Raw genomic sequence first — 26,831 nt, forward strand, 5'->3', positions numbered from 1 at the left:
CTGCCTTCTTATGCGCGAACGCACCATCGCCAGTCATTTCGCCCGTGCCGCCCTCGGTGGTGCGCGCCGATTGGGTTATGACTATTCATACCTGTTGCAACAACTGGGCATCAGCCCCGAGTTGCTTGACGAACCGCGTGCGCGAATTGCACCTGAGCAGTTCACCCGGTTGATCCAGGGTTTGTGGCTGGCCCTGGACGACGAGTACCTGGGTTTCGGGCCGGTACCGAGCAAAACCGGCAGCTTCGCGATGATGTGCCATGCGGTGATTCACTGCCGCAGTCTGGAGAAAGCACTCCAACGCGGCTTATTGTTTTACAGCCTGTTCCCCGAGGGGCCGCGTCTGACCCTGACCCGCGAAGACGAAATGATCCGCCTCAGCCTGGATGATTCGAAATTCCAGGACCCAGACCATTTCCTCACCGAGAGCCAGTTGATGGTGTGGCATCGCCTCGGCAGCTGGTTGATCGGCCAGCGCATTCGGCTGGAGCAGGCGACGTTCAGCTACCCGAGACCGGAACATGGCGCCGAATACGATTTGCTGTTCCCGTGCCCGCTGGAGTTTTCCACGGCACAGAGCAGCCTGCTGTTTCACAGTCGCTACTTGAACATGGCGCTGTTGCAGGACGAACGGACACTCAAACATTTCCTCGAACGCTCCCCCGCCGACCTGTTGTCACGCCCGGACGATGGCGACAGTTTGAGCAGTCAGTTGCGCCGGTTGCTCAGCCGCGACAGTTCGCGCTGGCCGGACCTGGAAGCGGTGGCCGCGCACTTGCACATCAGCCCACAGACGCTGCGTCGGCATTTGCGGGAAGAAGGGTCGAGTTTTCAGGAATTAAAGGATCAGCTGCGAAGGGACATTGCGATTTATCACTTGGGGCGTGCGGACTTGTCGTTGCAACAGATTGCCGAGCAGTTGGGGTTTTCAGAGCCTTCGGCGTTTCACCGGGCGTTCAAGAAGTGGACCGGGTTGACGCCGGGCGCCTACCGCGCCCAAGAGAATTAAGATCAAAAGATCGCAGCCTCGTTTCACTCGACAACTCCTACAGGTGTATGCCAAGCCCTGTAGGAGCTGCCGAGTGAAACGAGGCTGCGATCTTTTCGCTCACGCACCGATCTCAAACCACCGGAAAATGAATCCTGAACGCCGCCCCGCCCATCGGCGAATCCCCCAGCGTCAGCTTCGCGTTGTAGCTCTCAATGATGTCCTTGACCACCGCCAGCCCAATCCCCTGCCCGGGATGCTGCCGATCCAGCCGCTCGCCCCTTTGCAGAATCCGCGCTCGCTGATCCGTTGGCACGCCCGGTCCATCATCCTCAACGCACAACTCAACCCCGCCAAGGCTTTCACGCACGCTGATGCGCACTTCGCCGAGGCACAGGCGATAGGCGTTTTCCAGCAGGTTGCCCATCATTTCCAGCAAGGCGCCCTGCTCGATCGGCACATAACACTGTTCCGGCAGATCGAAAGCGACTCGCACGCGTTTGTCGCGGTAGACCTTGCCCAGGGTGTCGCAGAGGCTTTGCAGCACCGGGCGCAGGCGCACTTGATGGCGCACCAGGCCGCTTTTGCGCAGGCTGGCGCGCTGCAACTGATAGCTGATCTGCTGGCTCATGCGTTCGATCTGCGATTGCAGCACCCAGGCCTGATCGCGATCTGCCGGGCGCAGGGCCATGTCTTCGCTGACGCCTTGCAACACGGCCAGCGGGGTTTTCAGGCTGTGGGCCAGGTCGTCGAGGGAATCGCGATATCGGCTACGTTGTTCGCGCTCACTGTGCAACAAGCGGTTGAGGGAGCCGGTCAGGCGCAACAGTTCGCGCGGGTGTTGTTCGCTGAGACTTTCGCGGGTGCCGCTTTCGATTTCGTCCAGTTCCTGACTGAGCCGGCGCAATGCCTGCAATCCCCAGGTCAGACCAATCCACAGCAACGCGAGCAACACCAGCAAGGCCGCGCCGAAACCCAGATACAGGTTTTCCCGCAGGCCGTCGAGGGTGTCTTCGTATTCGCGCACCGGTTGCAGCGCGACGATACTGAACGCCGCGCTCTTGCCGCCCAGCAGTTTGACCTCGACGTCATAGACGAAGAACTCCTGGCCCTTGGCTTCGGTGATCCTCGCGAACTCGTTACCGCGTCCGTCGTAACGCGGTTTGTAATTGATGTTTTCTTGCTGGGTGCCCTTCGAGCGCCAGACCAGGTGCCCTTCGCGGTCATAGATGTAGCCGAGCAAACGGCTGTCAGTGAGGTTGAAACGCTCATCGGGTAACTGCGCCGGCATCTGCAAGCGGTTGTTGTCCACCCGGGCGGCGGAGATCAGCGTGGTGACGTCTGACGCCAGACGTTGCTCGATCGAATCCTGCAACGCCAGGCTGAACGCACCCTGCATCGCTGGCAGCAACGCCAGCATGAACAACACCGCCAGGAGGGTGGCGGCGAGCATCAAGCGCACACGAAGGGAACGAATCAAGTGCAGCGCTCATTGAACAGGTAACCGAGGCCACGCACGGTATCGATCGGTTTGAAGCCGGCCGGGCCTTCAAGCTTGCGGCGCAGACGACCGACCAGCACTTCGATCACGTTCGGATCACGCTCGTCATCGTCCGGGTAGAGCTGTTCCATCAAGCGATCCTTGGCCACCACTTGCTGGTGATGACGCATCAGGTACTCGAGGATCCGGTACTCATACGCGGTCAGCGCCAGCGGTTGTTCATCGAGGGACGCCTGTTTGCGATTGAGGTCCAGCAGCAATGGCCCGGCGACGATGATCGACTGGGTGAAACCGCTGGAGCGGCGCAAAGGCATTCAGGCGCGCGTCGAGTTCTTCGAACTGGAACGGCTTGACCACGTAATCGTCAGCACCGGCGGCCAGGCCTTCGACCTTGTCCTGCCAATTGCCGCGCGCGGTGAGGATCAGGATCGGGAAGGTCTTGCCGCGCGAGCGCAGCTGACGGATCAGGTCGAGCCCGCCCATGCCGGGCAAGCCGAGGTCGATCACCGCCAGGTCATGGTTGAACTGTTCGGTCTGGTACAGCGCCTCCTCGGCATTGGCCACGGACTCGACCACGTGGCCGCTATCCGTAAGGCGGGTGTGCAGGTGATGGCGCAACAGCGCTTCATCTTCGACGACCAGCAGTTTCATAACGCTCTCCCGGGCAAATCAACATCTCCAGTTGCACAACGGCGCTTCGCGATGACTAACATGGCGACTGGCTGTGGCAGGACAGATCGTAGCGGCCCATGAGGTCTTCCTGACGGAGTTTAATGCCATTGTGCGACACCGACACGTTGTCGTAAGCGGCGTAATAACCGAGGGCCTGGGACTTTTTGACCTTGTCGCTGGTCTTCCCTAGAGCAAGGCTGGCGAAATTGTCGTCGGAAGCGAAAGCCGCAATACTCGCACTCAGAACGGTAAACGCCAGAAGCAGGTTCTTAAAGCCAGTCATCAGAAATTTCCTCATGCGCTACGTGCATTTTGGGTACGGGCAAGGTTACTCAACCGGCCCTGAACTCACCCTGAACGCATTCTGAACCTGAGCTGAATCAAATCGACCAGGCTGTTGTGATCACTTTCTTGCAGGAGATTCGACTATGCGCATTTTCCTCGCCCTCGTACTACTGGCCCTGAGCGGGCTCAGCCAAGCCGCCATCAAGACCCAGGAAATCCCCTACCAAAGTGCCGATGGCACCAAATTGATCGGCTATTACGCCTACGACGATGCCATTAAAGGACCGCGCCCCGGCATTGTGGTGGTGCATGAATGGTGGGGACTCAACGAGTACACCAAACGCCGCGCCCGTGATCTCGCCGGCTTGGGTTATAGCGCGCTGGCCATCGACATGTATGGCGACGGTAAAAACACTGAGCATCCGAAGGACGCCATGGCGTTTATGCAAGCAGCGTTGAAGGACAGTGGCGCCTCGAGCGCACGCTTTCAGGCCGGGCTCGATCTGTTGAAGAAACAGCCGCAAACCGATCCGGACAAACTCGCGGCCATCGGTTATTGCTTCGGCGGTGGCGTGGTGCTGAATGCAGCACGTCAGGGCTTGCCGCTGGCGGGCGTGGTGAGTTTCCACGGGGCATTGGCGACCAAAACGCCAGCCACACCGGGTAGCGTGAAAGCAAAAATCCTCGTCGAACATGGTGCTCTGGATAGCATGATAACGGCGGAAAACGTTGCAGCGTTCAAGGCTGAAATGGACAAGGCCGGGGCGGATTACACGTTCGTCAGCCTTGAGGGCGCCAAGCATGGGTTCAGTAATCCTGAGGCTGATCGCCTGAGCCATGGCGATCATGCCGGGCCGGACATTGGCTATAACAAAGCGGCGGATGAAAAATCCTGGGCGGACATGCAGGCATTCTTCAAGAAGATTTTTGGTTGAACAGGTAGACCGCGGCGCGGCCTTCGCGAGCGAGCCCGCTCCCACATTCGATCGCATTTCTCCAGGAAGAGCTCGGTCAAATGTGGGAGCGGGCTTGCTCGCGAAGGCCGCGCCGCCGATCTGAACCTTTGCACTACCCAGTTTCAAGGCAACCCGGCAAAATGCCCGACATGAATCCCGCCCCCGCCCTACCCGTCTGCTGCACCCCACTCGATGCCCATTGGCCGCTGCCGTTTGCGCTGGCCGATACGGTGCTGTTGAGCACTCACTTCGATACCTCGCAACTGGCCAGCGATGATTTTCAGCGCAGCGCCATCGAACCGCCGGCCACGATCCAGCGCTCGGTCGCCAAGCGTCAGGCTGAGTTCCTCGCCGGGCGGGTGTGCGCTCGGGCGGCGTTGCAACAGTTGGAAGGGTTGAGTTTTGTCCCGGCCATTGGTGATGACCGGGCGCCAGTGTGGCCGACGCACATCACGGGCTCGATCACCCACAGCACCGGCCGGGCCGCAGCGATTGTCGCGAACAAAGCCCACTGGCGCGGCTTGGGGATGGACCTGGAAAACCTGCTCAACCCTGAACGGGCCGAACGACTGTCCGGGGAAATCCTCACCGCGCCTGAGTTGCAACGCATGACCGCCGGCCGTAGCGATCAGTTGGCGATGCTGGTGACCCTGACGTTTTCGGTGAAGGAAAGCCTGTTCAAGGCGCTTTATCCGATCGTTCAGCAGCGCTTCTATTTCGAGCACGCCGAAGTGCTGGAGTGGACCGAGAGCGGTGAAGTGCGACTGCGGTTGCTGACGGATCTGTCCAGCGAGTGGCGCAACGGCACTGAGCTGGATGCGCAGTTTGGGATTGTGGATGGGCAGTTGTTGAGTCTGGTCAGCATCAAAGCCTGAGGATCTTCAGTGTTTGGGCGGGCCTCTTCGCGAGCAAGCCCGCTCCCACAGGGGATCTTCGGTATGGCATAGATCAGTGTGGGAGCGGGCTTGCTCGCGAAGGCGGTGGATCATTCAGCACACCTCTCACCGCTTCTCCTGATTCCTCGGCCAGCTCAGGCTGAAACACGCCCCGCCCAGGCTTTTGCTCTTGCTGATCAACGCCCGGCCATCATGCCAATGGATGATTCGCCGCACGATGGACAACCCCAGCCCATGCCCGCCCGAGGCGCGGGTGCGACTGTCATCGAGGCGCAGGAACGGCGTGAAGATTTTCTCCCAGGCCATTTCCGGCACGCCCGGCCCGTCATCCTCGACATCCACCCGACAGCGCTGCTGCCCTACCTGATAGCTGACGGTCACCCGTGATTGAGCGTGGCGCATGGCATTGCTCACCAGGTTCTGCAACGCCCGGTGCAGGTAGCGCGGTTCGGCCTCGACCCACGCGTTGTCGTTGTCAGCGGCGGACAGGCACAACCCGCGCTGCACCGTGACCTCGGCGCGTAACGGCGCCAGTTCTTCAATCACCTGATTGACCAACGCATCCAGATCGATCCGCTGAAAAATCAGCGCCGGTGAACCCTGCTCAAGTCGTGCGTAGGTGAGCATCTCGTCCACCAGCTTATCGAGATCTTCGATGTCGTGGTCCATGCCTTCACAGTATTTTTCCAACGCCTGCGGCGTGGTGGCCGAGCCGATCATTTCCAGACCAAAGCGCAGTCGTGCCACGGGGGTGCGCAGCTCATGAGACACGGCGCGCACCAACTCACGCTGGATCGCCAGCAACTGCTGCAAGTGCTCAGCCATGCCGTTGAACGCCGAGGCCAGCCGTCCCACCGAATCCGCGCCGCGGGCCGGAACGCGGGTTTCCAGGCTGCCCTTGGCGATGCGCGTGGCGGCCGCTTCGAGACCACGCAAACGGCGCTCAAGTTGTCGCACCAACAGATAGACGATCAAACCGATCAGGCTCAACCCAAGGGCCGCGATCAGCACCAGCCACTCCGGCGGATAAGGATTCATCTGATACAACGGGCCGATTTCCAGCACCCACGGCGTACCGACCATGCCGGCAAACACCCGGATCGAATCGCCGCCCTTGCCCAGCGCCATCACCGTATCGCCTTCGGACACCCGGCGACGCTGGTCCTCGTCCATGTCCGCTTGCTCGACCGTCACCAGCCGCAAGTCGAAACCAAACCCTTTGTCACGCTTCAACTGCGCCAGGCGTTCGGGTTGCTCGGCCACCGGGTAGCGCACCAGTTCATCGGCCAGCAGGTAAATAGTCGCCCGGGCCAGTTGCTCGCTGATCTGCTGGACCTCCCCCGTCAGCACCAGCTGTTGCTTGTCGCTGACCAACCGGTAAACCTTCGCCGCATGCGGGCCGGTCTGTTCCACCAGCGCCTGACCGCGCAGCACGCGGGTGCGCTGGGTGAGGTCGAGGTCGGTCTGGGCGAAGGTCTTCAGTGCCAAAGGAATCCCGAGCAAACGCTCCCACACCAGCAAGGCACGGTGGCGCTCGGTCTCGTTCATCGGGTTCAGGTTGTCGGCCATCAGCGAGAACGTGCCGTGGGCCAGGCGTTCACGGTATTGCTCGCCGCGCACCTGGTTGAGCAAGTGCAAGGCCAGCACGCCGAGTACGGCGACCAGAATCAGCGCCGCGCACATGCCGCCATAAATGCGCAGGAAGATCGAGTTCACAGCGTGCAGGCTTCCGGAACGAACAGATAACCTTTGCTGCGGATGGTCTTGATCAGCCGCGGATGCTCCGGGTCATCGCCGATCTTGGGGCGGATGCGCGAGATGCGCACGTCGATGGAACGGTCCTGGCCGTCATAGCCAATGCCGCGCAGCGCGGTGAAAATCTCTTCCCGGGACAGGATACGCCCAGCGTTGGCCACCAGCAGCCAGAGCAGATCGAACTCGGCGCTGGTCAGTTCGATGCCGTTGTCATTCAGCCAGGCTTCGCGCAACGCGTTGTCCACCACCAACGGTCCAAACTGCAGGCGCCGTTGTTTTTCCGGCGCCACTTCAGGGGCTTCACTGCGTCGCAACAAGGCCTGGATGCGCGCCAGCAGCAGTCGTGGGCGAACCGGTTTGCACACGTAGTCGTCGGCGCCCAGGTCCAGGCCAAGAATCTGGTCAGTGTCGTCGGTACGGGCAGTGAGCATCAGGATCGGGCCGTCATACTTGTCGCGGACCTTGCGGCAGATGCTCAGGCCATCTTCGCCGGGGAGCATCAGGTCGAGGATCACCAGGTCCGGTTTCTCCTTGATGATCCGTGCCGCGGCCAAGGCGCCATTGCCCTCGATCGACACGCGCAGGCCATTGGCTTCCAGGTAATCGCGGGTCAGTTCAGCCAGACGCTGGTCGTCCTCGACAATCAATACTTGCCAGGCTTCTTGTTCCACGGTGACCTCTGCTTGCCAACAACGCTAATAAGGAAGGATCCGCCCGTCTTTTTGTAATGATTGGGGAGGATAAGAATGCGTACGCACTGGCCGATTGTATAAACGCCGCTCGCCGAGAACACAAGCCGGTAAATGCGTTCGGACAACACGTTTTTTTGTGATAGGGTTCGCGCCCTTAAAAATCCGAATGACTGTTTTCAATCATTGAAAATCAGCGAAAAACTGTCCGCTCCAGCTACGTCGCGGCCTACACGCTCGTTCCACCTTTCACACACAATTTACGCACAGGTTTATCCACAGGTAGTACGTTGCAATCCCCCCCCAAAACGCATTATCTTGTAGCCCGACGCGAAAAAAACCCTACATGTAGGGTTTTGCGTGAAAAACCAAACACAAACCAGACACCAATTTCAAGCGCTTTTATTGCCTCTTTCTGGTTGAACCAAACGAATTTTTGAAAGACCAAACCGCGCGTGCGGATGGCTGCTGTTTTTCAGCCCCAAGGGGAGAAACGGTACGGGTGTTGCAGTCCCCAACTGTCACCCAGCAAGGAACTCGGTCTCAGGCACATGGCTTGATACCAAAGACTTCGGCATGGAAGCGGCGCCCAATAGCCCCCTTCCTGACTGTCCCGAAGTTGGTATGCCCGGCACTCGCCGGTTGTAGTGCTTCAGGACGGAACGGTGGGCACCGTGATGGTGCCCAAACAAACATAAAGAATGTGGAGACACCCATGCAAACCGACACAACTCGCGAGAACCCGCAGGGTACCTTGCCGCAGGCCGCTGATTCGACTTCGGATCTGTCTGCCACCGCGCCTGGCCAGCTGCGCGTGATCAAGCGTAACGGCACTGTCGTTCCTTACACCGATGACAAGATTACCGTCGCCATCACCAAAGCGTTTCTCGCAGTTGAGGGCGGCACCGCAGCCGCTTCGTCGCGAATCCACGACACCGTTGCCCGTCTGACCGAACAAGTCACCGCGACCTTCAAGCGTCGCATGCCATCGGGCGGCACGATCCACATCGAAGAAATCCAGGACCAGGTCGAACTGGCCCTGATGCGTGCCGGCGAGCAGAAAGTGGCCCGCGACTACGTGATCTACCGCGACGGTCGTTCGAAAGAACGCGCCGCCCACGCGCCGGCCGAGGAAGCGGTCAACGCTCACCCGTCGATCCGCATCACCCGCGCAGACGGCACCTTTGCTCCTCTGGACATGGGTCGCCTGAACACCATCGTCACCGAAGCGTGCGAAGGCCTTGCAGAAGTCGACGGCGACCTGATCCAGCGCGAAACCCTGAAAAACCTGTACGACGGCGTGGCCCTGACCGACGTCAACACCGCGTTGGTGATGACCGCCCGTACGCTGGTTGAGCGTGAGCCGAACTACTCGTTCGTGACCGCTCGCCTGCTGATGGACACCCTGCGTGCCGAAGGCTTGAACTTCCTGGAAGTCGCCGAAAGCGCGACCCACCACGAAATGGTCGACCTGTACGCCAAGGCCTTGCCTGCGTACATCGCCAAGGGTATCCAATTCGAATTGCTGAACCCGGTCCTCGCTACCTTCGACCTGGAAAAACTCGGCAAAGCGATCAACCACGAGCGCGATCAGCAGTTCACGTACCTGGGCCTGCAAACCCTGTACGACCGTTACTTCATCCACAAGGACGGTATCCGCTTCGAACTGCCGCAAATCTTCTTCATGCGCGTGGCCATGGGCCTGGCGATCGAAGAGAAGAACAAGGAAGACCGTGCGATCGAGTTCTACAACCTGTTGTCGTCCTTCGACTACATGTCCTCGACCCCGACCCTGTTCAACGCCGGTACCCTGCGTCCACAGCTGTCGAGCTGCTACCTGACCACCGTGCCGGATGACCTGTCGGGCATTTACCACGCGATCCACGACAATGCCATGTTGTCCAAATTCGCAGGCGGCCTGGGCAACGACTGGACGCCGGTTCGTGCGCTCGGTTCGTACATCAAGGGCACCAACGGCAAATCCCAGGGCGTTGTTCCGTTCCTGAAAGTGGTGAACGACACCGCGGTAGCCGTTAACCAGGGTGGCAAGCGCAAAGGCGCTGTCTGTGCCTACCTGGAAACCTGGCACATGGACATTGAAGAGTTCATCGAGCTGCGCAAGAACACCGGTGATGATCGTCGTCGTACCCACGACATGAACACCGCCAACTGGATCCCTGACCTGTTCATGAAGCGCGTCTTCGATGACGGCCCGTGGACCCTGTTCTCGCCGTCCGAAGTTCCGGATCTGCACGAACTGACCGGCAAGGCCTTCGAAGAGCGTTACGAGTACTACGAAGCCCTGTCCCAGTACCCAGGCAAGATCAAGCTGTTCAAGACCATCCAGGCCAAAGACCTGTGGCGCAAAATGCTGTCCATGCTGTTTGAAACCGGCCACCCATGGCTGACCTTCAAAGACCCGTGCAACCTGCGCAGCCCGCAGCAGCACGTCGGCGTGGTTCACAGCTCGAACCTGTGCACCGAGATCACCTTGAACACCAACAAGGACGAGATCGCCGTTTGCAACCTGGGCTCGATCAACCTGCCGAACCACATCACCAACGGCAAGCTCGACACCGCCAAGCTGGAACGCACCGTGAACACCGCCGTTCGCATGCTCGATAACGTGATCGACATCAACTACTACTCGGTGCCACAAGCGAAGAACTCCAACTTCAAGCACCGTCCGGTCGGTCTGGGCATCATGGGCTTCCAGGACGCTTTGTACCTGCAGCACATTCCTTACGGTTCCGATGCTGCCGTCGAGTTCGCCGACAAGTCGATGGAAGCGGTCAGCTACTACGCGATCCAGGCTTCCTGCGACCTGGCCGACGAGCGCGGCGCCTACGAGACGTTCCAGGGTTCGCTGTGGTCCAAAGGCATCCTGCCGCTGGATTCGCAACAGATCCTGATCGAGCAACGTGGCCAGAAGTACATCGACGTTGACCTGAACGAATCCCTGGACTGGGCACCGGTTCGCGCCCGTGTACAGAAAGGCATTCGTAACTCCAACATCATGGCCATCGCGCCGACCGCGACCATCGCCAACATCACTGGCGTATCGCAGTCGATCGAACCGACCTACCAGAATCTCTACGTGAAATCGAACCTGTCGGGCGAATTCACCGTGATCAACCCGTACCTGGTTCGCGACCTGAAGGCTCGCGGTCTGTGGGACTCGGTCATGATCAACGACCTGAAGTACTACGACGGTTCGGTGCAACAGATCGAGCGCATCCCGCAAGAACTCAAAGAGCTCTACGCGACCGCCTTCGAAGTGGACACCAAATGGATCGTTGACGCGGCCAGCCGTCGTCAGAAGTGGATCGACCAGGCTCAGTCGCTGAACCTGTACATCGCCGGCGCATCGGGCAAGAAGCTGGACGTGACCTACCGCATGGCCTGGTACCGTGGTCTGAAAACCACTTACTACCTCCGCGCCCTGGCCGCGACCAGCACCGAGAAGTCGACCATCAACACCGGTAAGCTGAACGCTGTTTCCAGCGGCGGCAACCACGGTGAAGATTCGGTCCTGGCAGCTCCTGCCGGTCCCGCTCCAGTGCCGAAGGCTTGCGCCATCGACGAGCCGGATTGCGAAGCTTGCCAATAAGCTGAGCCGGTAGGCGCCGCAAGGCGCTTACTCGAAACCCCCGACAGGCCTCTGGTTTGTCGGGGGTTTTCTTTTGCCTGCCTTTAAGGTCAAAAGATCGCAGCCTCGTTTCACTCGACAGCTCCTACAGGAGATAGCAATTTTCTGTAGGAGCTGTCGAGTGAAACGAGGCTGCGATCTTTTGATATTGATTCTGTCAGGATCGAGTAGGAGGCGGGGTTGCCCCCGCCGTCCTCTCACACCACCGTACATACGGTTCCGTATACGGCGGTTCAGGTTACACGGCTAAGCCGGTTTATCGTATCCAGTATCGAGACCAGCCCGAGTCGGTCCCACAGCTTCTTCGGCAACGCCTGATTCATATGAGGCGCTCCCGAGTTCCACCATGGGCCTCGGCCATTGACTGCCGATTTCCACGCCCGCGCCTCATTAAGTCCCAAGCGTATCAAGTTGCGCGCCCTCGTAGAGGGCCGCTTCCATTGACGCCAGACGACACAACGAAGCTTGTGACGCACCCAGCCGTCCAGTTCCTCAAGTGGCCGTTTGCTTTGGCTCAGCTTGAAGTAGCCCGCCCAACCACGCAGCACGGGGTTTATCCGCTCGATGATATTCGCCATCTTGTGGCCCCGCGCTTTACGTAGCAGCTCTCTGAGTCGGTCGCGCAAGCGACCCAGACTCATCGTCGCCACTCTCAGCTTCGGTTGCTGATGCCAGCTCATCCCGTAACCCAGATAGTCGCAGGCCCAAGACCCCGCAACTCGGCTCTTGTCCCGGTTCAGCGTCAGTTTCAGGCGCTGATTCAGGAAGCGCTCGACACTCCTCATCACTCGTTCGCCAGCACGAGGGCTGCGCACATAGATGTTCGCATCGTCGGCATAACGCACAAAACGATGACCCCGTCGTTCCAGCTCGCGGTCGAGTTCGTTGAGCAGGATGTTCGACAGCAACGGCGAGAGCGGGCCGCCTTGCGGCGCCCCTTCCTGCCGTCGGCTGGCGATACCGCCTGACATCGTTCCCGCTTCGAGGTAACGACGGATCAGCTTGAGCACCCGCTTGTCTTCGATTTGGCGCGCCAGATAAGCCATCAGGATGTCGTGATTAACCCGATCAAAGAACTTCTCAAGATCGAGTTCCACGCACCAGCGATGCCCTGCCGCCACATGGGCACGGGCTTTCTCGATGGCTTGGTGGGCGCTTCTGCCCGGTCGAAAGCCGTAGCTATAGTCCGAGAATAGCGGGTCGAAGATCGGCGTGAGCTGTTGCAGCAATGCCTGTTGGATCAGGCGATCCACAACGCTGGGAATACCCAGCTGCCGGGTGCCGCCTTTGGGTTTGGGGATGTCGACGGCGCGTACACCTTGCGGGTGGTACTCGCCGGCCAGCAACCTCTTCTGGAGGGTCGGCCAATACTGTTTCACATAGTCCGCCAACTGGTCGACCGTCATGCCATCGGCACCCGGCGCGCCCTTGTTGCTGACTACGCGATGATACGCACGTCTGAGGTTGGCGGGTGCAAGCACCCGCGCCATCAGCGTGTCCGGCTCCGCGTTCGTCCACGTCACAGACGCCGTCGATACCTTTGCGCTGTCAGCCGTCATCCTCGGATTCTGTCCGGGACTCGGAGTAACAGTCTTCTCTGGGAGAAATTTCTGCATTTCGGTATTCGACGAGACTCTGACACCTACTGGCGGCATAACCTGTTCGGCCCTTGGTGGCAGGGTTATTTGCCACTTACTACGGCCTCGGCTGACTTCTGCACGCTCATCCCGTCGCCTCTCGACGCTCGGTAGCACAGTGGCAAACGTGCAGATCTCCCAGGGTAATTCGCGCGACCTTCCTGCTTATGCCTGTCGGATCTACGTCGTAGCGTTCCGTGCAAGTATTGGGCTTTGACGATTATGGCCGTCTTACCCCGCTACGCCGCCTCATCCGCTTCCTGTTCGTCAGGCCAGCATTTTGCCTCGGGCTTCCTTCAGATTCGCAGTCACCCGCGACACCCTTGCCTCTGGCTAACACTTCCCCTTGCCGGGTGTGTAGAGGACTTTCACCTCCAAGTCACCAGCGTGGCCACCACAGCCAAACTGGTTGCGCTTGCGCGCAACGCGCCATACCTGGCGCACCACAAAAAAAAAGCCCCTCTTCCGAGGGGCTCTTTGTGCAGCGCTTTCAGCCAACCCGCATCAGGTCATCTGAATGATGGTTTGCATGATGGTGCTTTGGGTGGAGATGGTCTTGGCGTTCGCCTGGTAGTTGCTCTGCGCCTTGATCAGGTCGACCAGTTCATTGGTCAGGTTGACGTTGGACTCTTCCAGAGAGTTGGAATTGATCTCGCCCAAGGTACCGGTGTTCGGTGCATCGTAGCCCGGGATACCCGACGCGTAGGTTTCTTTCCAGCCAGTGCCGCCAATTGGCTGCAGACCTTGCTCGTTGGTGAAGCTGGCGAGCGAGATCTGACCGATGGGCTTGGTCTGGCTGTTGCTGAAGTTGGCCAGCATGATACCGCTGGTGTCGATGGTCAAGTTGGTGATCTGGCCGGTGGCGTAGCCGTTCTGCGAAGGAATCGAACGCGCGGTGTCAGCGTTGTACTGCGTGGTTTTGTCCATGGAGACCGTAACGACGCCGGAGGCAGCGCCGTTGGCTGTCCACACGCCATTGGTCACGGTACCCGGAATCCAGCCGGTGACCTTCAGGTCAGGGCTGGTTACCACGGATGGCGGAACGGTCGCTGGAACAACCGGTGTGGTGACCGAAGTCAGCTTGCCGGAGCTGTCGAAGTTCATGGTCGAAGCGACCGGAAGGGAAGCGGCAAGAGTAGGATCGCTGCCATCCGGGTTGCGACCCTCGATCAGGGTGTAGGTCTTCCAGGTGTTGTCACCAGTCTTGACCATGTATTGGTCCATGACGTGCTTGTTACCCTGGGTATCGTAAATGGGGGTACTGAACTGCTTGGTGAAGGACGCTTCCTTGGACGGGTCAAACGGATTGGTAGTCTGGTTGATGATGGGAGCTGTGGAGTTCAGGTTGATCGTCGACGAAACCGTGGAAGTGTTTTTTGGCGCCAGGTTCGACGTATCGATGCGCAGGTCAGTCAAAACGCCATTGAGGATCTTGCCATTGGCATCCACGCCATAACCCTGCAGACGCGCAGAGCCATCGCTATTGGTGACGTAACCGTCCTTGTCGACCTTGAACGTACCGGCACGGGTGTAGGACATCGAACCGTTCTCGCTCAGCACGAAGAAGCCGGAACCGTTGATACCCATGTCCAGCACGTTGCCGGTGTTGTTGACGTCGCCCTGGGTGAACTGCTGGGAAACGTTGGCCAGGCGCACGCCGTTACCGATGGTTTTGCTGCCGGAACCCAGCTTGGTGGCCGAGTAAACGTCTTCGAATTCCGCACGGGACGATTTGAAACCGGTGGTCGCGACGTTGGCGATGTTGTTGCCGGTTACGTCCAGTTGTTTGTTGGCTGCATAGAGACCGCTAAGGCCGATATTGAAAGACATATTCCACTCCTTTGTGCCGTGTTAGTCGGCTCTACATACCAATGGTTTGTACTTTGGACAGGGCGATGCTGCCCAGCCCGGCCAGGTTCAACATCAACTCACCGCCGGTCTGGCTGATGGTCACGCTGTTGACGGTGGCCGGCAAGTACGTCACCAGCGAGGTCGCCTTGCCGTCGTAGGTCGCTGTAGCGCCGAAGGTATAGGTACCCGTCTTGGCCACTTCGCCTGCGTCGTTTTTGCCGTCCCAGATGAAAGTGGAAGTACCGGCTTTCTGGCTGCCCAGATCGATGGTGCGGACAACCTTGCCATCGGCATCGGTGATCTTGACCTTGACCGGGTCCACCGACGCCGGTACGGCGATGGTGCCGGTGAAACTCTTGGAGGTATCGACCACCGTCTTGTCGGCCGGTGCAATAACCGAACGCCCGACCAGCGACGACGCCTGCAACGCCTGGGACGAGTTGTAATTGCTGGCCAGGCCACTCACGGTGGTGTTGAGCGTGGTGATGCCTTCCAGGCTACTGAACTGGGCCAACTGGGCGACGAACTCGCCGTTGTCCTGCGGTTCCAGCGGGTTCTGGTTTTTCAGTTGCGTTACCAGCAACTGCAGGAACGCGTCCTTGCCCAGGGCCTTTTTGCCGGTGGCGCTGCTCGTCGCGGACGCCAGGCCATCGGCACTGGTGTTGGTCTTTACCGAGGAGTTGGCCAGGATGTCTTTGAGGCTAATGCCACTGGTGGTATCGGTCACACTCATCTGAGTCGCCCCTTATCACTGACCGAGGGTCAGGACCTTCTGCATCATGGTTTTGGCGGTGTTCATCATTTCGGCGTTGGTCTGGAACGAGCGGCTCGCGGAAATCATGTCAGCCATTTCTTCCACCACGTTGACGTTCGGGTAGTAGACGTAGCCCTTGGCGTCGGCCGCCGGATGGTTCGGCTCGTAGCGCGCATCAAGGTTGCTCTGGTCTTCGACCACGCCCAGCACTTGCACGCCCTGGCCTGCTGCGTCCTGGTCCTGAAACAGCGAGTCGCTGCCGCCGCTCTGCCCGCCCTGGAACATGGTGGCGAACACCGGGTGACGGGCACGGTAGGTCTGGTCGATGCTCGACGAGACGGTCTCGGCGTTGGCGATGTTACTGGCGACGGTGTTCAAGCGAGTGGTCTGGGCACTCATGCCGCTACCGGCAATGTTGAAAACACTGGATAGAGACATGGCTTACTCTCCGCGCAGGGCTGATACCAGCCCTTTGAATTTGCTGTTGAGCAGGGTGAAGCTGGCCTGGAAGCCGACGGCGTTTTCCGCGTAGTTCGACTGCTCAAGCTGGGCGTCCACGGTGTTCTGGTCGATCGACGGTTGCATCGGCGTGCGATACAGCAACGACTCGTCGCCATTGCCCAGGCCTTCGGCTTCGATATGACGGTTGTTGGTCATGTTCAAGGCGAAAGAACCGCTTTTGGTTTTCTCGTTTTGCTCGGCGAGCACTTTCGAGAAGTCCAGATCCCGAGCCTTGTAGTTCGGGGTGTCGGCGTTGGCGATGTTGTTGGCCAGGACTTCAGCACGCTGAGCGCGGAAGCCCAGGGCTTGTTCGTGGATACCGAGCGCTTTATCGAAGCTGATGCTCATGTCGGGAAACCTTCGGGTGACCTGATTTTTCGTAACATGGACAAAGCAAGCGTCGTGCCAATTAAAAAAAGGCCGTAAACCGGGGCTTTGCGGGCAGTGGCAATGTGGCAATGCCAGAAAAGCGGCAACCGATTTCCGCCGCCTGCCGCTTTTCTGCCGCTCGCCTCCCGGTAAGAGCTGCCGAAGGCGGCGATCTTTTGATTTTGCTTTTCAAGATCAAGATCAAGATCAAAAGATCGCAGCCTTCGGCAGCTCCTACGTGATGCAAAAGCGTCAGGCATAAAAAAGGAGCCCCAAAGGGCTCCCGTTTTTATGCCTGACGCTTTTGCATCACTTCGCCTGGTAAATGATCCCCGGGCTGCACTGGACCATCTGGTAATGATCCGGCAAACCGTTCAGCGCTTCGGAAGCACCGAGGAACAGATAACCGCCTGGCTTCAACGTGCTGTGAATGCGCAACAGGATGTCCTTCTTCACCTCGGCGGAGAAGTAGATCAGCACGTTGCGGCAGAACACGATGTCGAACTTGCCGAGGCTCGCGTAGCTGTCCAGCAGGTTGAACGAACGAAACTCCACCCGGCTCTTGATCGGCGCCTTGATTGCCCAGCGCCCCGGCCCTTTCGGGTCGAAGTAACGTTGAAGGCGCTCGGGCGACAGACCACGGCCGATGGCCAGGCTGTCGTACTCGCCGGTCTTGCAGTTGGTCAGCATGGTGCCGGACAGGTCGGTGGCAACGATTTGCACGCCCATCTTCAACTGGCCCAGGTTCACGCGCTCGAACTCATCGATCGACATCGACAGCGAATACGGTTCCTGACCCGACGAACACGCCGCCGACCAGATCCGCAGACGCTGGCCAGGGGCGGCTTTGATCGCTGCGGGCAGCACCTTGTTCTTCAAGACTTCAAACGGATAGGTGTCACGAAACCACAGGGTTTCGTTAGTGGTCATGGCATCCACCACCATCTCGCGCAAACCACTGCGCGGCTGGGTCTGGATGCGCTGGACCAGCTCACCCAGGGACTTGATGCCTTGCTGTTCCATCAGTTTGTTGAGACGGCTCGAGACCAGGTATTGCTTGTTTTCACCGAGCAAAATGCCACAGGCTTTTTCCAGGAAGACCCGGAACTGTTCGAAATCCAAATTACCCGTAGACAAAGATGCCGCCTCTTAAATCGTGTTAACCGCCAAGGGCAGAAGGCCCTTAGCTGATGTCTGCTGCTTTGATCCGGTTGACTACCCGGGATGCCAGGTCATCAGGACGGAATTTGGCAAGGAAGTCATCGGCACCGACCTTCTTGACCATCGCCTGATTGAATACACCCGACAACGAAGTATGCAGGATGATGTGAAGCTTTTGCATGCGAGGGTCGTTGCGGATCTCGGCCGTGAGGGTGTACCCGTCCATCTCCGGCATCTCGATGTCGGAAATCATCATCAGGAACTCTTCTTCCGGCTTCTTGCCCTCGTCGACCAGTTTGCGCAGGTAATCCAGCGCTTGCCGACCGTCGTTCAACGCCACCACTTCGACACCGACCGTCTGCAGGCAACGGGTCACCTGCTTGCGCGCCACCGACGAGTCATCGACCGTCAGTACCCGCAAGGACAACGCCTTGTGCTGGGTTTCGACATCCACCACGCCGACGGAAATCGCTTCCGGTGTCGGCGCCACTTCTGCCAGCACTTTCTCGACGTCGATGATTTCGACTAACTGATTGTCGACCCGAGTCACAGCCGTCAGGTAATGATCGCGTCCCGTGCCCTTGGGTGGCGGATGAATCTCCTCCCAATTCATGTTGACGATGCGTTCCACCGATCGCACCAGGAAACCCTGGGTCTTGGTGTTGTACTCCGTGATGATCACGAAGGGATTGCTTTGATCTTTCAGCGCACCGGAGCCGGTCGCCATCGCCAGATCAAGAATCGGAATGGTCGCCCCCCGAATACTTGCCACACCGCACACGACAGGACTGGATTTTGGCATCAGCGTCAGTTTGGGGCATTGCAGCACCTCCCGAACCTTGAACACGTTGATCCCATACAGCTGCTGGCCGTCAAGACGGAACAACAACAGCTCAAGGCGATTTTGCCCTACCAGTTGCGTGCGCTGGTTTACCGCATCCATTACCCCAGCCATGCACAGACTCCTACACCAACGCTTAAGTGTGTTGCGACGCGCATTCATCACTAAACGGCACGGCGCTTGCTTTTTAACTCTTATGAACACAGAACCGACATTTTTCCGACGCCTGACATCAAACGCTCGCACACTACTGTGCGCGATGTCGGCCGTTTGCCTGTTCAACGCTGGCAGCCCTGCCCTTGCTGACGCGGTTACCTTGCCTGACATGCTTATCGGCGTCACTCAGGGCTTTCTTGAATTCTCCGTAGAAGACTATCTGGCGACCAGTCAAACGCAAGGCCGCTACGAAATCCAGGTCAACCAGCTTGATCCGCGACTGCGGATGCCCATGTGCGACAAGGAATTGACAGCGTCCCTGGAGAGCCCGGCCAAGCCGCTGGGCCGGGTTACGGTCAAGGTTCGCTGCGAGGGCGCGTCGCCCTGGACCGTCTTCGTACCCGCTCAAGTGCGCCTGTTTCGCGACATTGTGACCACCACCCGCCCGCTGCGGCGCGCCGGTATCGTCGAGCCCGACGATGTGACCTTGCGCGAGCGTGACATCAGCCTGATCAACCAGGGTTACCTGACTTCTGTCGATCAGGCGATCGGGCATAAACTTACCCGACCAATGGTCGCCGATCAGGTCATGACCCTGGTGCACATGGAACAGGCAGAAGTCATCAGCAAGGGCGACCAGGTGGTGATTACCGCCCGCAGCGGTACGCTCAGCGTACGCATGCCGGGTGAAGCGCTGTCCAACGGCGGCCTGCGCGAACAGATTCGGGTGAAAAACCTCAACTCCCAGCGGGTCATCAAGGCGCAAGTCACCGCGCCCGGCCAGGTGGAAGTGGCCATGTAGAACGCTCTGTTTGTGAAGATGTGGCGCGCCACTCGACTGTTGCCTAAGATGTGGCGCGCCACTCGACTGTTGCCTAAACTGTGCCCCATGCAGGGCAAGCGCTGACGCGCGCAAGCTCATTGATAAATGGGCCTAAAGTTTTTCCGGGTATGGCCGAAAACATGGCAAGCGTCCAAATACCCAGAGGTTTTTTTATCATGGTCATCGATTTCAGCCGTTTAAACAGTTCCCCGTCACTTACCGGCAGTACACGTACCAGCACCGCGAAGGAAACCGCCGAAACCGGCAAATCCGCGCCGCTGAATACCCCGGCCGAACAGGCCGGTACCGCCAAAAGCGGGGAATCGGTACATCTCAGCAATGAGGCTCAACAGTTGCAGAAGGTCACTGACAAGCTGCGCGATCAGCCTGCCGTCGACAACGCCCGTGTGGCCGAGTTGAAAGCAGCGATTGCCGATGGCAGCTACAAAGTCGACAGCAACCGTGTAGCCAGCAAACTGCTCAACTTCGAAGCCCAGCGCTAGGCCAAGGCCCGCGCCAGGCTTTTGGACGCTTAAAACCCAAGGCCAGCCATGCACGACTCTAATTTACTGCAACTGATCACCGACGATTTCGCTCCAGCCCAGCATTTGCTGGAGTTACTGCAAACCGAGTCCCTCGCCTTGCACGGTCGCGACATGCCACTGCTCGAAGAAATTCTGGCGCAGAAACAGGCATTGATCATTTTGCTCGATCAGCATGGCCGCAAGCGCAGTGAAATTCTCGCCAGCCTCAATCTGCCGACCAACCGCAACGGCCTGGAGCAACTTGCCAGCCATTCGAGTATTGGCGACCAGTTACTGGAGCAGAGCGATGTGCTGACCGATCTCCTGGCGCAGTGCCAGGCGGCCAACGTCAAGAATGGCCAGTCGATCCTGGTGCAACAGGCCGCGACGGCCAATCAGCTGAAAATCCTCAACGGCGGTGAGCCGCCAGCGCTTTATGATGCACGCGGATCAACCTCCATGCTTGCGAAGCCACGCCCGCTCAGTCAGGCTTGAGCCTGCTGAAAAGCGAGCACTATCAAGACGCGTAACATGCTGGCAATATGCTGGCCAGCCGTAGTCATATTTTGTCTGGAGATTGATGAACCGTGTTCAATGCCTTAAGCGCGGAAGATGCTCCGCAGCCACCCAAGGTGCTCACCACGCCGTTGGAGATCTCCGGCAACCTGCGCCAGCTGCAAGACAGCCATGATCCGCTGATCATCACGTTCCATGAGCGCAGCCAGCGCTTCCAGAGCTATCTGGTGGACCTTGACCGTGAAAGCAACATGATGGCCCTGGACGAAATGATTCCCCGCGACGGTGAACGTTTCCTGCTGGCCGGCGAACCGTTCAAGGTAGAAGGCTTTCACGACGGCGTGCGTATTGCCTGGGAAAGCAACGGCCCGATGACCATCGATGAATCCGGTGGCGGTCGCTGCTATCGCGGCGCCCTTCCCAGCGAGGTTGTTTACCATCAGCGCCGAAATGCATTCCGTGCTGCATTGAAGCTGGCACAACTGGTCAACGTCGATCTGGGTGGTGAAAAACTCAAGTCGCCGATCAGTGGCAAGCTCCTGGACATCTCGGCCACCGGCTGCAAGTTGCGCTTCGAAGGCGACATCACGGGCAGCCTGCAACTGGGTCAGGTCTACGACCGCTTCGTCGCCGCCCTGCCCTTTGGCAACATGACGGCACCGGTCGAATTGCGTTACCTGCACTTCGAAGAAAGGATCTCCACCACCTTCGCCGGCGTTCGCTTTCACAACATGAGCGGGCTGGTGCAGCGCCAGGTCGAACGGTTCGTCTATCAGCTTCAGCGCGAAGCACGACGCTTCGACAAAGACGACATGTAATACGACGCTTCAATAGAAAACGGGCAGTCCCTTGCGGTGACTGCCCGTTTTTTTATGCCTTCGATTTACGGCCTGGCCTCAGTGAAACTTTGCTCACGGGGTGCATCAGGGTCTTCGGGCGGCGGATCGGTTTCCGGCTCAGGCTCAGGCTCAGGTTCAGGTTCAGGCTCAGGCTCAGGCTCAGGCTCAGGGTTGATCGGGTTCTGCATCTGGTCCTGCACCACCTGTTCATCGACACGCGGGTCAAGACAAGCCACCAACGGCGAACTCGACATGCTGTCCGGCATAGCGACGTGATGCAGCGGTGCGTCGTCCACCTGATGCAAGTTGGTCACCGCTTTCGGGCGAATCCGCCACACCAGCACCAGCGCGAAGAAGCTGAAGAAGGCATAGAGCATCTGGCTGCCGAACAGCTTCATCAACACCCCGGCCACCAGCGGTCCGATACTGGCGCCGACACCGTAAGTCACCAACAGCATCGCCGTCAGGGACACCCGACGATCACCCTCGACATGGTCGTTGGAAAACGCCACCGCCAACGGATACAGGCAGAACTGAACTAACGAGCAGAGGAAACCGGCGATGAACAGCACCTCCAGCGGCACCTGCTTAATGATCGCCAGTGGCAATGCAGCCAGCGCCAGGCTAAATGCAAAACAGCGGATCAGCAGTGCGCGGTCATAACGATCGGACAGCCAACCCAGCGGCCACTGCACCACCAGACCGGCGAAAATGCAGCTACCCATGAACAGACCGACCTGCTCCGTGGACAGGCCTTGCTGCGAGGCATACAGCGGCGCCAGACCGTAGAACGAACCGACGATCAGCCCCGCCCCCAGCACCGTACTCAACGATTGCGGCACGCGCTTGATAAAGAAACGTGGCTCCATCGGTGCCGGGTGCAACGGCGCCGGGTGAATCCGCTGGGTCAGGGCCACCGGCACCAGGCACAGGGCAAAGCACAGGGCGACCAACATCAACAGCTCAAGGCCCAGCGACGGGTGCATGACCAGAATCAGTTGACCCAGCACCAGCCCCAGGTATGAAGCGATCATGTAGCCGCTGAAGACGATGCCACGTTGCTTGGCTTCCGCCTGCTCGTTGAGCCAGCTTTCGATGACCATGTACTGGCACATCATGCCGAGGCCGACAATGACCCGCAAAAACAGCCAAGCGGGCAACCAGTCCACCAGGCCATGGCCCAGCACCGCCGCGCCGACAATCCCGGCGCAAGCCGAATAGGCTCGAATATGCCCGACCCGGGCAATCAGCCGATGGCCGATCTTGCCGCCCAGCACCAGGCCGAAATAGTTGGCCGCCATCAACGCACCCACCCACAGGCTGTCGACATTATCGGCCGCCAGGCGCAAGCCCAGGTACGTACTCAGCAAGCCAGAGCCGATCAACATCATCAGCGAGGCAAAATACAGCGCTCGAAAGGGTTTCCAGATTTGGCGCATCGGCGTTCCGAGCGGCTCCTTGCAGTGAGAATCGGGCTATCTGAAAAGATAGCCCGAAGACGATAGAACGTCAGGCCTGAGCGGCCAGGACACGGCGCTCCCAGGGAGTAATTTCATCAAAGAAGCTGGTCAACTCCATGGTCTTCGAAGCGACGTAGCCTTCGATGAACTCCTTGCCAAACAGTTCCTTCGCCAATTGGCTACGTTTCAGACGCTCAATGGCGGCATGCAAGGTACACGGCAACGAAAGATTATCCGGCACTTCAAATTCGCCCTGGATCGCCTCGCTCGGCTCCAGTTTGTGTTCAATGCCATACAACCCTGCGGCAAGACTGGCGGCGATCGCCAGGTACGGATTTGCATCGGCCCCCGGCAAGCGGTTCTCGACCCGACGAGCGGCGGGCGAACTGGCCGGAATGCGCAATCCGGCCGCACGGTTGTCGTGGGACCAGCAGGCATTATTCGGCGATGCGAAGGGATGGCACAAGCGCTGATAAGAGTTCACGTTCGGCGCAAACAACGCGGTGAAATCCGCCATGCCGGCCTGCTGACCCGCGATGAAATGACGGAAGGTCGCGGTCGGCTCACCGGCCTTGTCACTGAACACGTTACGCCCGCTGCCGATCTCGACGATGCTCTGGTGAATATGCATCGAACTGCCCGGCGTGTGTGCCAGCGGCTTGGCCATGCAGACCACGGTCAGGCCATGCTTGAGCGCGACTTCTTTAAGCAGATGTTTGAACAGGAAGGTCTGGTCGGCCAACAGCAGCGGATCGCCGTGCAGCAGATTGATCTCGAACTGACTGACGCCCATCTCATGCATGAAGGTATCGCGCGGCAAGTTCAGGGCCGCCATGCAGGCGTAGACTTCGCTGAAAAACGGCCGCAAGCCGTTATTGGAACTGACACTGAACGCCGATAGACCGTCCTCGCGACGACCGTCCAGGCCCAGCGGCGGCTGGAACGGTTGAGTCGGGTCGGTGTTGGGCGCAAACACAAAGAATTCCAGCTCGGTCGCCACGACCGGCGCCAGGCCGAGGGCCGCGTAACGCGCGATGACGGCCTTGAGCTGACCTCGGGTGGACAGAGGCGAGCTTTCGCCAGTCAGCTCGTCCGCGTCGCAAATGGCGAACGCTCGCGGCTGTGTGCTCCAGGGCAAGCGATGGATCTGTGCAGGATCGGGCACCAGCGCCAAGTCGCCATCATCACTGCCGTAAAAGCGCGCTGGCGGATAGCCGCCCATGATGCATTGCAGCAGCACCCCCCGCGCCAGCTGCAAACGCCGCCCTTCGAGAAAACCTTCGGCGGTCATTACCTTGCCGCGCGGTACGCCATTCAAGTCCGGCGTGACACATTCAATCTCATCAATGCCCGTCAATCGCTCCGCGAGTGAACAATGGCCATCGGTTGTCATGACGCAATCCTTTTTGTTATGCAAGCCGCGAACGGCGACGCGTACAAAATAGGCTCCGCCTGTTCGGAATATCAAGCACCGCACAAAAAGAAAATCATTGGCTGAACACCTTCGATTTACGTACACCACAATCCAGTAGGAGCTGGCGAAGCCTGCGATCTTTTGACTTTGCTGTTTAACGGCAAGATCAAAAGATCGCAGGCTTCGCCAGCTCCTACGGGGACGTTACCGTCAGGGGAGATAGAGGTTGAACACGCCACCACCCAGCGGGCCGCCATTGCTGATTTCGGTGCGTCCGCCAACGCCATTGCGCTGATGAAGAGCGGCAATCCGCCCGGCAAAGTACAGGCCCAGGCCAGTGCTTCCGCTGCTGTGGTTGATGCCCTGCACGTAATCGGCCTGACGCTCGATCATCTCGGGTGGATACCCCTCGCCATCGTCGTTGACGGTCAGCACCAGTTGACCGGCTTCATCGCTGACGCTGATCAACACCGCGTGGCGGGCGTAACGAATGGCATTGTTGATGCTATTGGCCAGCACCGAAGCAATCAGCTCCCGGTCGAAGAAGCCCAGCGGGCTCAACGGGTCCACTTCATAGGTGGCCATGATGCCGCGACTGGCGAACACGTCTTGATGCGCCGCCAGTTGCGCTTCGATGAAATCATCCAGCTCATGGTAGGCCGGCTGCAACGGCATCTGGTTGACGCCGAGTTTGTACAGACCCAGCAACTGCACCAGCATGCCGTTGAGGTGGGCGAACTCGAAGTCGATGACGCCCTGCTCCGGGGTGTGCTGCTGCGGATCCGGCAAACGCGCCAGCCATTGGCTGTGGGCCTGCATCAGCATGGCCAGGGAGTTCTTCATGTCGTGCACGGTGGAGGCAATCACCGTTGAAAAATCGAGTGCCTGTTCGCTGTTGTTCATTCGCCAAACGCCTTGCTTCGCAGCTTCTGATAACGGGAATGACGCGCATCGGTGTCGGGCATCAGGCCGACCATTTTCAGGCAGGCCCGACATTCCTCCAGCTCTGCCGAAGGGACACTGGTGTCGGTGCCGTGCAGCAGCGACTGCGCCATGTTCAGCGCGATACTGATGTTCTTCGGCTGCATCGCCAGGGCTTTGCGGAACACCTGCCGCGCTTCCACCAGGTTGCCGGTCTTGTAGACCCGCACGCCCTGACGGTTGAGGTCGGCAGCGGCGTTGCCGGAATTGAGAATGCTCGGATCGTCGGTCAACTTGGCGATGCCCTTCATCACCGCCGGGTCGTCGCCGTAGATTTCCGCGCAGTTTTTCAGCATCGAGGCTCCGGCGCTGGCCTGCCCGAGCATCTGCAGTTGCTTGGCCACCAGCAGCGCCGCTTCGGCGCTCATGAACTGTTCCATGCCATCGAGGCGCATCATTGCCTGCTCGGTGAGCTTCTCGGCGGTTTCGGCATCGTTGAGCAGCAGGCTGGTGGCTTTCATCAGTCGCGCACGAATCTGCAGGCCTGGATCGGTAGGGTTTTCCTTGGCCACCGCACTCAGCGTCGTGTTGATTTCCAGCCGGGTCCGGGTATCCAGGCCTTTTTCGCTGCCCTTGCTGATCAAGGCGTGGGCCAGGCCCAGGTTGCTCTCCGCATCCTTGAAGCGTGACTGCGCGCCCTGCGACACCGCCTGACGATAGGCTTTGGAGGCGGTTTCAAAATCTTCGTTGGCCATCGCCAACTTGCCCAGCAGCGCTTGCCGACGCACCGCCAGCGGCGACAAGCGGATCGCCTCTTCCAGCACGTTCTGGGCAGCCTTGGTGTCGCCTTCGGCGACCAGCACATCGGCCAGGCCGTCGTAGAGCGCCGGCATCATCGGGAACACTTTCAGGGCCTTTTCGTAGACGCCCTTGGCCTGACCGACCTGGCCGCGCTTGAACAGCAGCTTGCCCAGACCGGCAAACGCCCACGGCAAAGGCCGATCGGCAATGATGCTGTCGTAGAGACGCTCCAGCGCCTCGTTCTGATTCAGGTCGCGCAGGGCATCGGCGCGATAGCGCAGGCACAACGGCGAATAGCGGATGTCTTGCTTGCACAAGGCGATGCAGGCATTGAGCACTTCAACCGGCTTGCCCCGGTCAAGGGCTTGCAGGATCGGCTTGAGCAACGTCTTGCGTTGCTCAAGCCGCTCCAGACGTTGAGCCAGGCCGGAACGGTTGAACGGTTTGGTCAGGTACGCATCGGGTTCGTGTTCCAACGCACTGAGCACCATCGCCTGACTGGTCTCGGCGGTGACCATGACGAACACGGCTTCATGACTGATCAGCTTCTCGATCATCAGGTCTTCAAGCACCTGCTGACCGTTCTTCTTGCCATCGCCCAGGTGAAAGTCCTGCAGGATGAAATCGTAGGCCTTCTGCGAACACATACGCAGCGCCTGTTCACCGGTGTCGGCGGTGTCGACATCCTTGACGCCCAGCTCGCGCAGCATGGACCTGACGGAACTGCGGAAATCCGAGAAATCATCGACGATCAAAAAACGCTTTTGGTGATACGACAGCATCGAAGATTTCCAGGCAATTGAAGAGGATGAACCGGGGGCATTTTCGGGCGCGCAGATGATAGCTGTAGGCCAACGTTATCAAACGATTTT

23 protein-coding genes and 2 pseudogenes are annotated in these 26,831 nt (G+C 59.1%); 8 read left to right on the forward strand and 17 right to left on the reverse strand.

Annotated elements, in window-relative coordinates; genetic code table 11:
- Positions 1 to 10: 10 nt before the first annotated feature.
- Entirely contained in the window at positions 11 to 1,009 is a 999-nt protein-coding gene (locus ACYZTX_RS23270; protein ID WP_462036023.1) for an AraC family transcriptional regulator, read from the forward strand.
- 112 nt (positions 1,010 to 1,121) lie between these two features.
- Here ACYZTX_RS23270 and ACYZTX_RS23275 read toward each other — a convergent pair whose 3' ends face one another.
- From ACYZTX_RS23275 to ACYZTX_RS23285, 3 genes and pseudogenes are all read right to left on the reverse strand, one after another.
- Positions 1,122 to 2,468 carry an ATP-binding protein gene (locus ACYZTX_RS23275; protein ID WP_462036024.1) on the reverse strand — a complete coding sequence of 449 codons (1,347 nt, stop codon included), beginning with the start codon at positions 2,466 to 2,468 and terminating at the stop codon, positions 1,122 to 1,124.
- Positions 2,465 to 3,140 (reverse strand): annotated as a pseudogene (locus tag ACYZTX_RS23280) (response regulator). Before ACYZTX_RS23280 ends, ACYZTX_RS23275 begins: the two are co-directional and overlap by 4 nt.
- An 82-nt stretch (positions 3,141 to 3,222) precedes the next feature.
- A pseudogene (locus ACYZTX_RS23285) lies at positions 3,223 to 3,444 on the reverse strand (hypothetical protein); the annotation flags it as partial.
- A 145-nt stretch (positions 3,445 to 3,589) separates the two neighbouring features.
- Here ACYZTX_RS23285 and ACYZTX_RS23290 point away from each other — a divergent pair.
- Positions 3,590 to 4,381: a dienelactone hydrolase family protein gene (locus ACYZTX_RS23290; RefSeq protein ID WP_462036025.1), complete on the forward strand. Its 792-nt coding sequence runs from the start codon at positions 3,590 to 3,592 to the stop codon at positions 4,379 to 4,381.
- Between the two features lie 170 nt (positions 4,382 to 4,551).
- On the forward strand, positions 4,552 to 5,277 hold the full coding sequence (locus ACYZTX_RS23295) for a 4'-phosphopantetheinyl transferase family protein (RefSeq protein ID WP_462037098.1): 726 nt from the start codon (positions 4,552 to 4,554) through the stop codon (positions 5,275 to 5,277).
- Between the two features lie 126 nt (positions 5,278 to 5,403).
- On the opposite strand, the gene ACYZTX_RS23300 is transcribed toward ACYZTX_RS23295, so the two are convergent.
- Positions 5,404 to 7,014, reverse strand: a complete 1,611-nt coding sequence (locus ACYZTX_RS23300) for an ATP-binding protein (protein ID WP_462036026.1) — start codon at positions 7,012 to 7,014, stop codon at positions 5,404 to 5,406.
- A complete protein-coding gene (locus tag ACYZTX_RS23305) occupies positions 7,011 to 7,724 on the reverse strand; it encodes a response regulator (RefSeq protein ID WP_074879161.1) in 714 nt (237 codons plus the stop codon). Before ACYZTX_RS23305 ends, ACYZTX_RS23300 begins: the two co-directional genes overlap by 4 nt.
- A 733-nt stretch (positions 7,725 to 8,457) precedes the next feature.
- Here ACYZTX_RS23305 and ACYZTX_RS23310 point away from each other — a divergent pair.
- Entirely contained in the window at positions 8,458 to 11,352 is a 2,895-nt protein-coding gene (locus ACYZTX_RS23310; protein WP_462036027.1) for a ribonucleoside-diphosphate reductase subunit alpha, read from the forward strand.
- A 272-nt stretch (positions 11,353 to 11,624) separates the two neighbouring features.
- On the opposite strand, the gene ltrA is transcribed toward ACYZTX_RS23310, so the two are convergent.
- From ltrA to ACYZTX_RS23350, 8 genes are all read right to left on the reverse strand, one after another.
- Positions 11,625 to 13,046 carry a group II intron reverse transcriptase/maturase gene (gene ltrA / locus ACYZTX_RS23315; protein WP_462034392.1) on the reverse strand — a complete coding sequence of 474 codons (1,422 nt, stop codon included), beginning with the start codon at positions 13,044 to 13,046 and terminating at the stop codon, positions 11,625 to 11,627.
- A gap of 486 nt (positions 13,047 to 13,532) precedes the next feature.
- On the reverse strand, positions 13,533 to 14,858 hold the full coding sequence (gene flgE, locus ACYZTX_RS23320; protein WP_462036028.1) for a flagellar hook protein FlgE: 1,326 nt from the start codon (positions 14,856 to 14,858) through the stop codon (positions 13,533 to 13,535).
- A 31-nt stretch (positions 14,859 to 14,889) separates the two neighbouring features.
- Positions 14,890 to 15,612, reverse strand: a complete 723-nt coding sequence (gene flgD / locus ACYZTX_RS23325; RefSeq protein ID WP_462036029.1) for a flagellar hook assembly protein FlgD — start codon at positions 15,610 to 15,612, stop codon at positions 14,890 to 14,892.
- 15 nt (positions 15,613 to 15,627) lie between these two features.
- Complete coding sequence (gene flgC, locus ACYZTX_RS23330; RefSeq protein ID WP_462036030.1) at positions 15,628 to 16,071, reverse strand: flagellar basal body rod protein FlgC; 444 nt, start codon at positions 16,069 to 16,071, stop codon at positions 15,628 to 15,630.
- A 3-nt stretch (positions 16,072 to 16,074) separates the two neighbouring features.
- Positions 16,075 to 16,482 (reverse strand): flagellar basal body rod protein FlgB, encoded by a 408-nt coding sequence (flgB, locus tag ACYZTX_RS23335; RefSeq protein WP_462036031.1) that lies wholly within the window; start codon positions 16,480 to 16,482, stop codon positions 16,075 to 16,077.
- The gene (locus ACYZTX_RS23340; protein ID WP_462036032.1) at positions 16,479 to 16,763 is read right to left on the reverse strand and encodes a hypothetical protein; all 285 of its coding nucleotides are present in this window, start codon (positions 16,761 to 16,763) and stop codon (positions 16,479 to 16,481) included. Before ACYZTX_RS23340 ends, flgB begins: the two co-directional genes overlap by 4 nt.
- A gap of 49 nt (positions 16,764 to 16,812) precedes the next feature.
- On the reverse strand, positions 16,813 to 17,640 hold the full coding sequence (gene cheR, locus ACYZTX_RS23345; protein ID WP_462036033.1) for a protein-glutamate O-methyltransferase CheR: 828 nt from the start codon (positions 17,638 to 17,640) through the stop codon (positions 16,813 to 16,815).
- A gap of 46 nt (positions 17,641 to 17,686) precedes the next feature.
- Complete coding sequence (locus tag ACYZTX_RS23350) at positions 17,687 to 18,619, reverse strand: chemotaxis protein CheV (protein ID WP_074879173.1); 933 nt, start codon at positions 18,617 to 18,619, stop codon at positions 17,687 to 17,689.
- Positions 18,620 to 18,701: 82 nt separating this feature from the next.
- Here ACYZTX_RS23350 and flgA point away from each other — a divergent pair, with 82 nt between their 5' ends.
- The 4 genes from flgA (at position 18,702) to ACYZTX_RS23370 (ending at position 21,342) form a co-directional block, all read left to right on the forward strand.
- Positions 18,702 to 19,463, forward strand: a complete 762-nt coding sequence (gene flgA, locus ACYZTX_RS23355) for a flagellar basal body P-ring formation chaperone FlgA (RefSeq protein ID WP_462036034.1) — start codon at positions 18,702 to 18,704, stop codon at positions 19,461 to 19,463.
- A 197-nt stretch (positions 19,464 to 19,660) separates the two neighbouring features.
- Positions 19,661 to 19,987, forward strand: a complete 327-nt coding sequence (gene flgM, locus ACYZTX_RS23360; protein ID WP_462036035.1) for a flagellar biosynthesis anti-sigma factor FlgM — start codon at positions 19,661 to 19,663, stop codon at positions 19,985 to 19,987.
- A 48-nt stretch (positions 19,988 to 20,035) separates the two neighbouring features.
- A complete protein-coding gene (locus ACYZTX_RS23365) occupies positions 20,036 to 20,503 on the forward strand; it encodes a flagella synthesis protein FlgN (RefSeq protein WP_462036036.1) in 468 nt (155 codons plus the stop codon).
- Between the two features lie 92 nt (positions 20,504 to 20,595).
- A complete protein-coding gene (locus ACYZTX_RS23370; protein WP_462036037.1) occupies positions 20,596 to 21,342 on the forward strand; it encodes a flagellar brake protein in 747 nt (248 codons plus the stop codon).
- A 65-nt stretch (positions 21,343 to 21,407) separates the two neighbouring features.
- Here ACYZTX_RS23370 and ACYZTX_RS23375 read toward each other — a convergent pair whose 3' ends face one another.
- From ACYZTX_RS23375 to ACYZTX_RS23390, 4 genes are all read right to left on the reverse strand, one after another.
- Positions 21,408 to 22,802 (reverse strand): MFS transporter, encoded by a 1,395-nt coding sequence (locus ACYZTX_RS23375; protein ID WP_462036038.1) that lies wholly within the window; start codon positions 22,800 to 22,802, stop codon positions 21,408 to 21,410.
- A gap of 70 nt (positions 22,803 to 22,872) precedes the next feature.
- Positions 22,873 to 24,114, reverse strand: a complete 1,242-nt coding sequence (locus ACYZTX_RS23380; RefSeq protein WP_462037099.1) for a glutamine synthetase family protein — start codon at positions 24,112 to 24,114, stop codon at positions 22,873 to 22,875.
- Positions 24,115 to 24,447: 333 nt separating this feature from the next.
- The gene (locus ACYZTX_RS23385) at positions 24,448 to 25,140 is read right to left on the reverse strand and encodes a sensor histidine kinase (RefSeq protein ID WP_462036039.1); all 693 of its coding nucleotides are present in this window, start codon (positions 25,138 to 25,140) and stop codon (positions 24,448 to 24,450) included.
- Positions 25,137 to 26,741 (reverse strand): response regulator, encoded by a 1,605-nt coding sequence (locus ACYZTX_RS23390; protein ID WP_462036040.1) that lies wholly within the window; start codon positions 26,739 to 26,741, stop codon positions 25,137 to 25,139. Before ACYZTX_RS23390 ends, ACYZTX_RS23385 begins: the two co-directional genes overlap by 4 nt.
- Positions 26,742 to 26,831: the final 90 nt, after the last annotated feature.

Source organism: Pseudomonas sp. MDT1-17 (assembly GCF_054898105.1).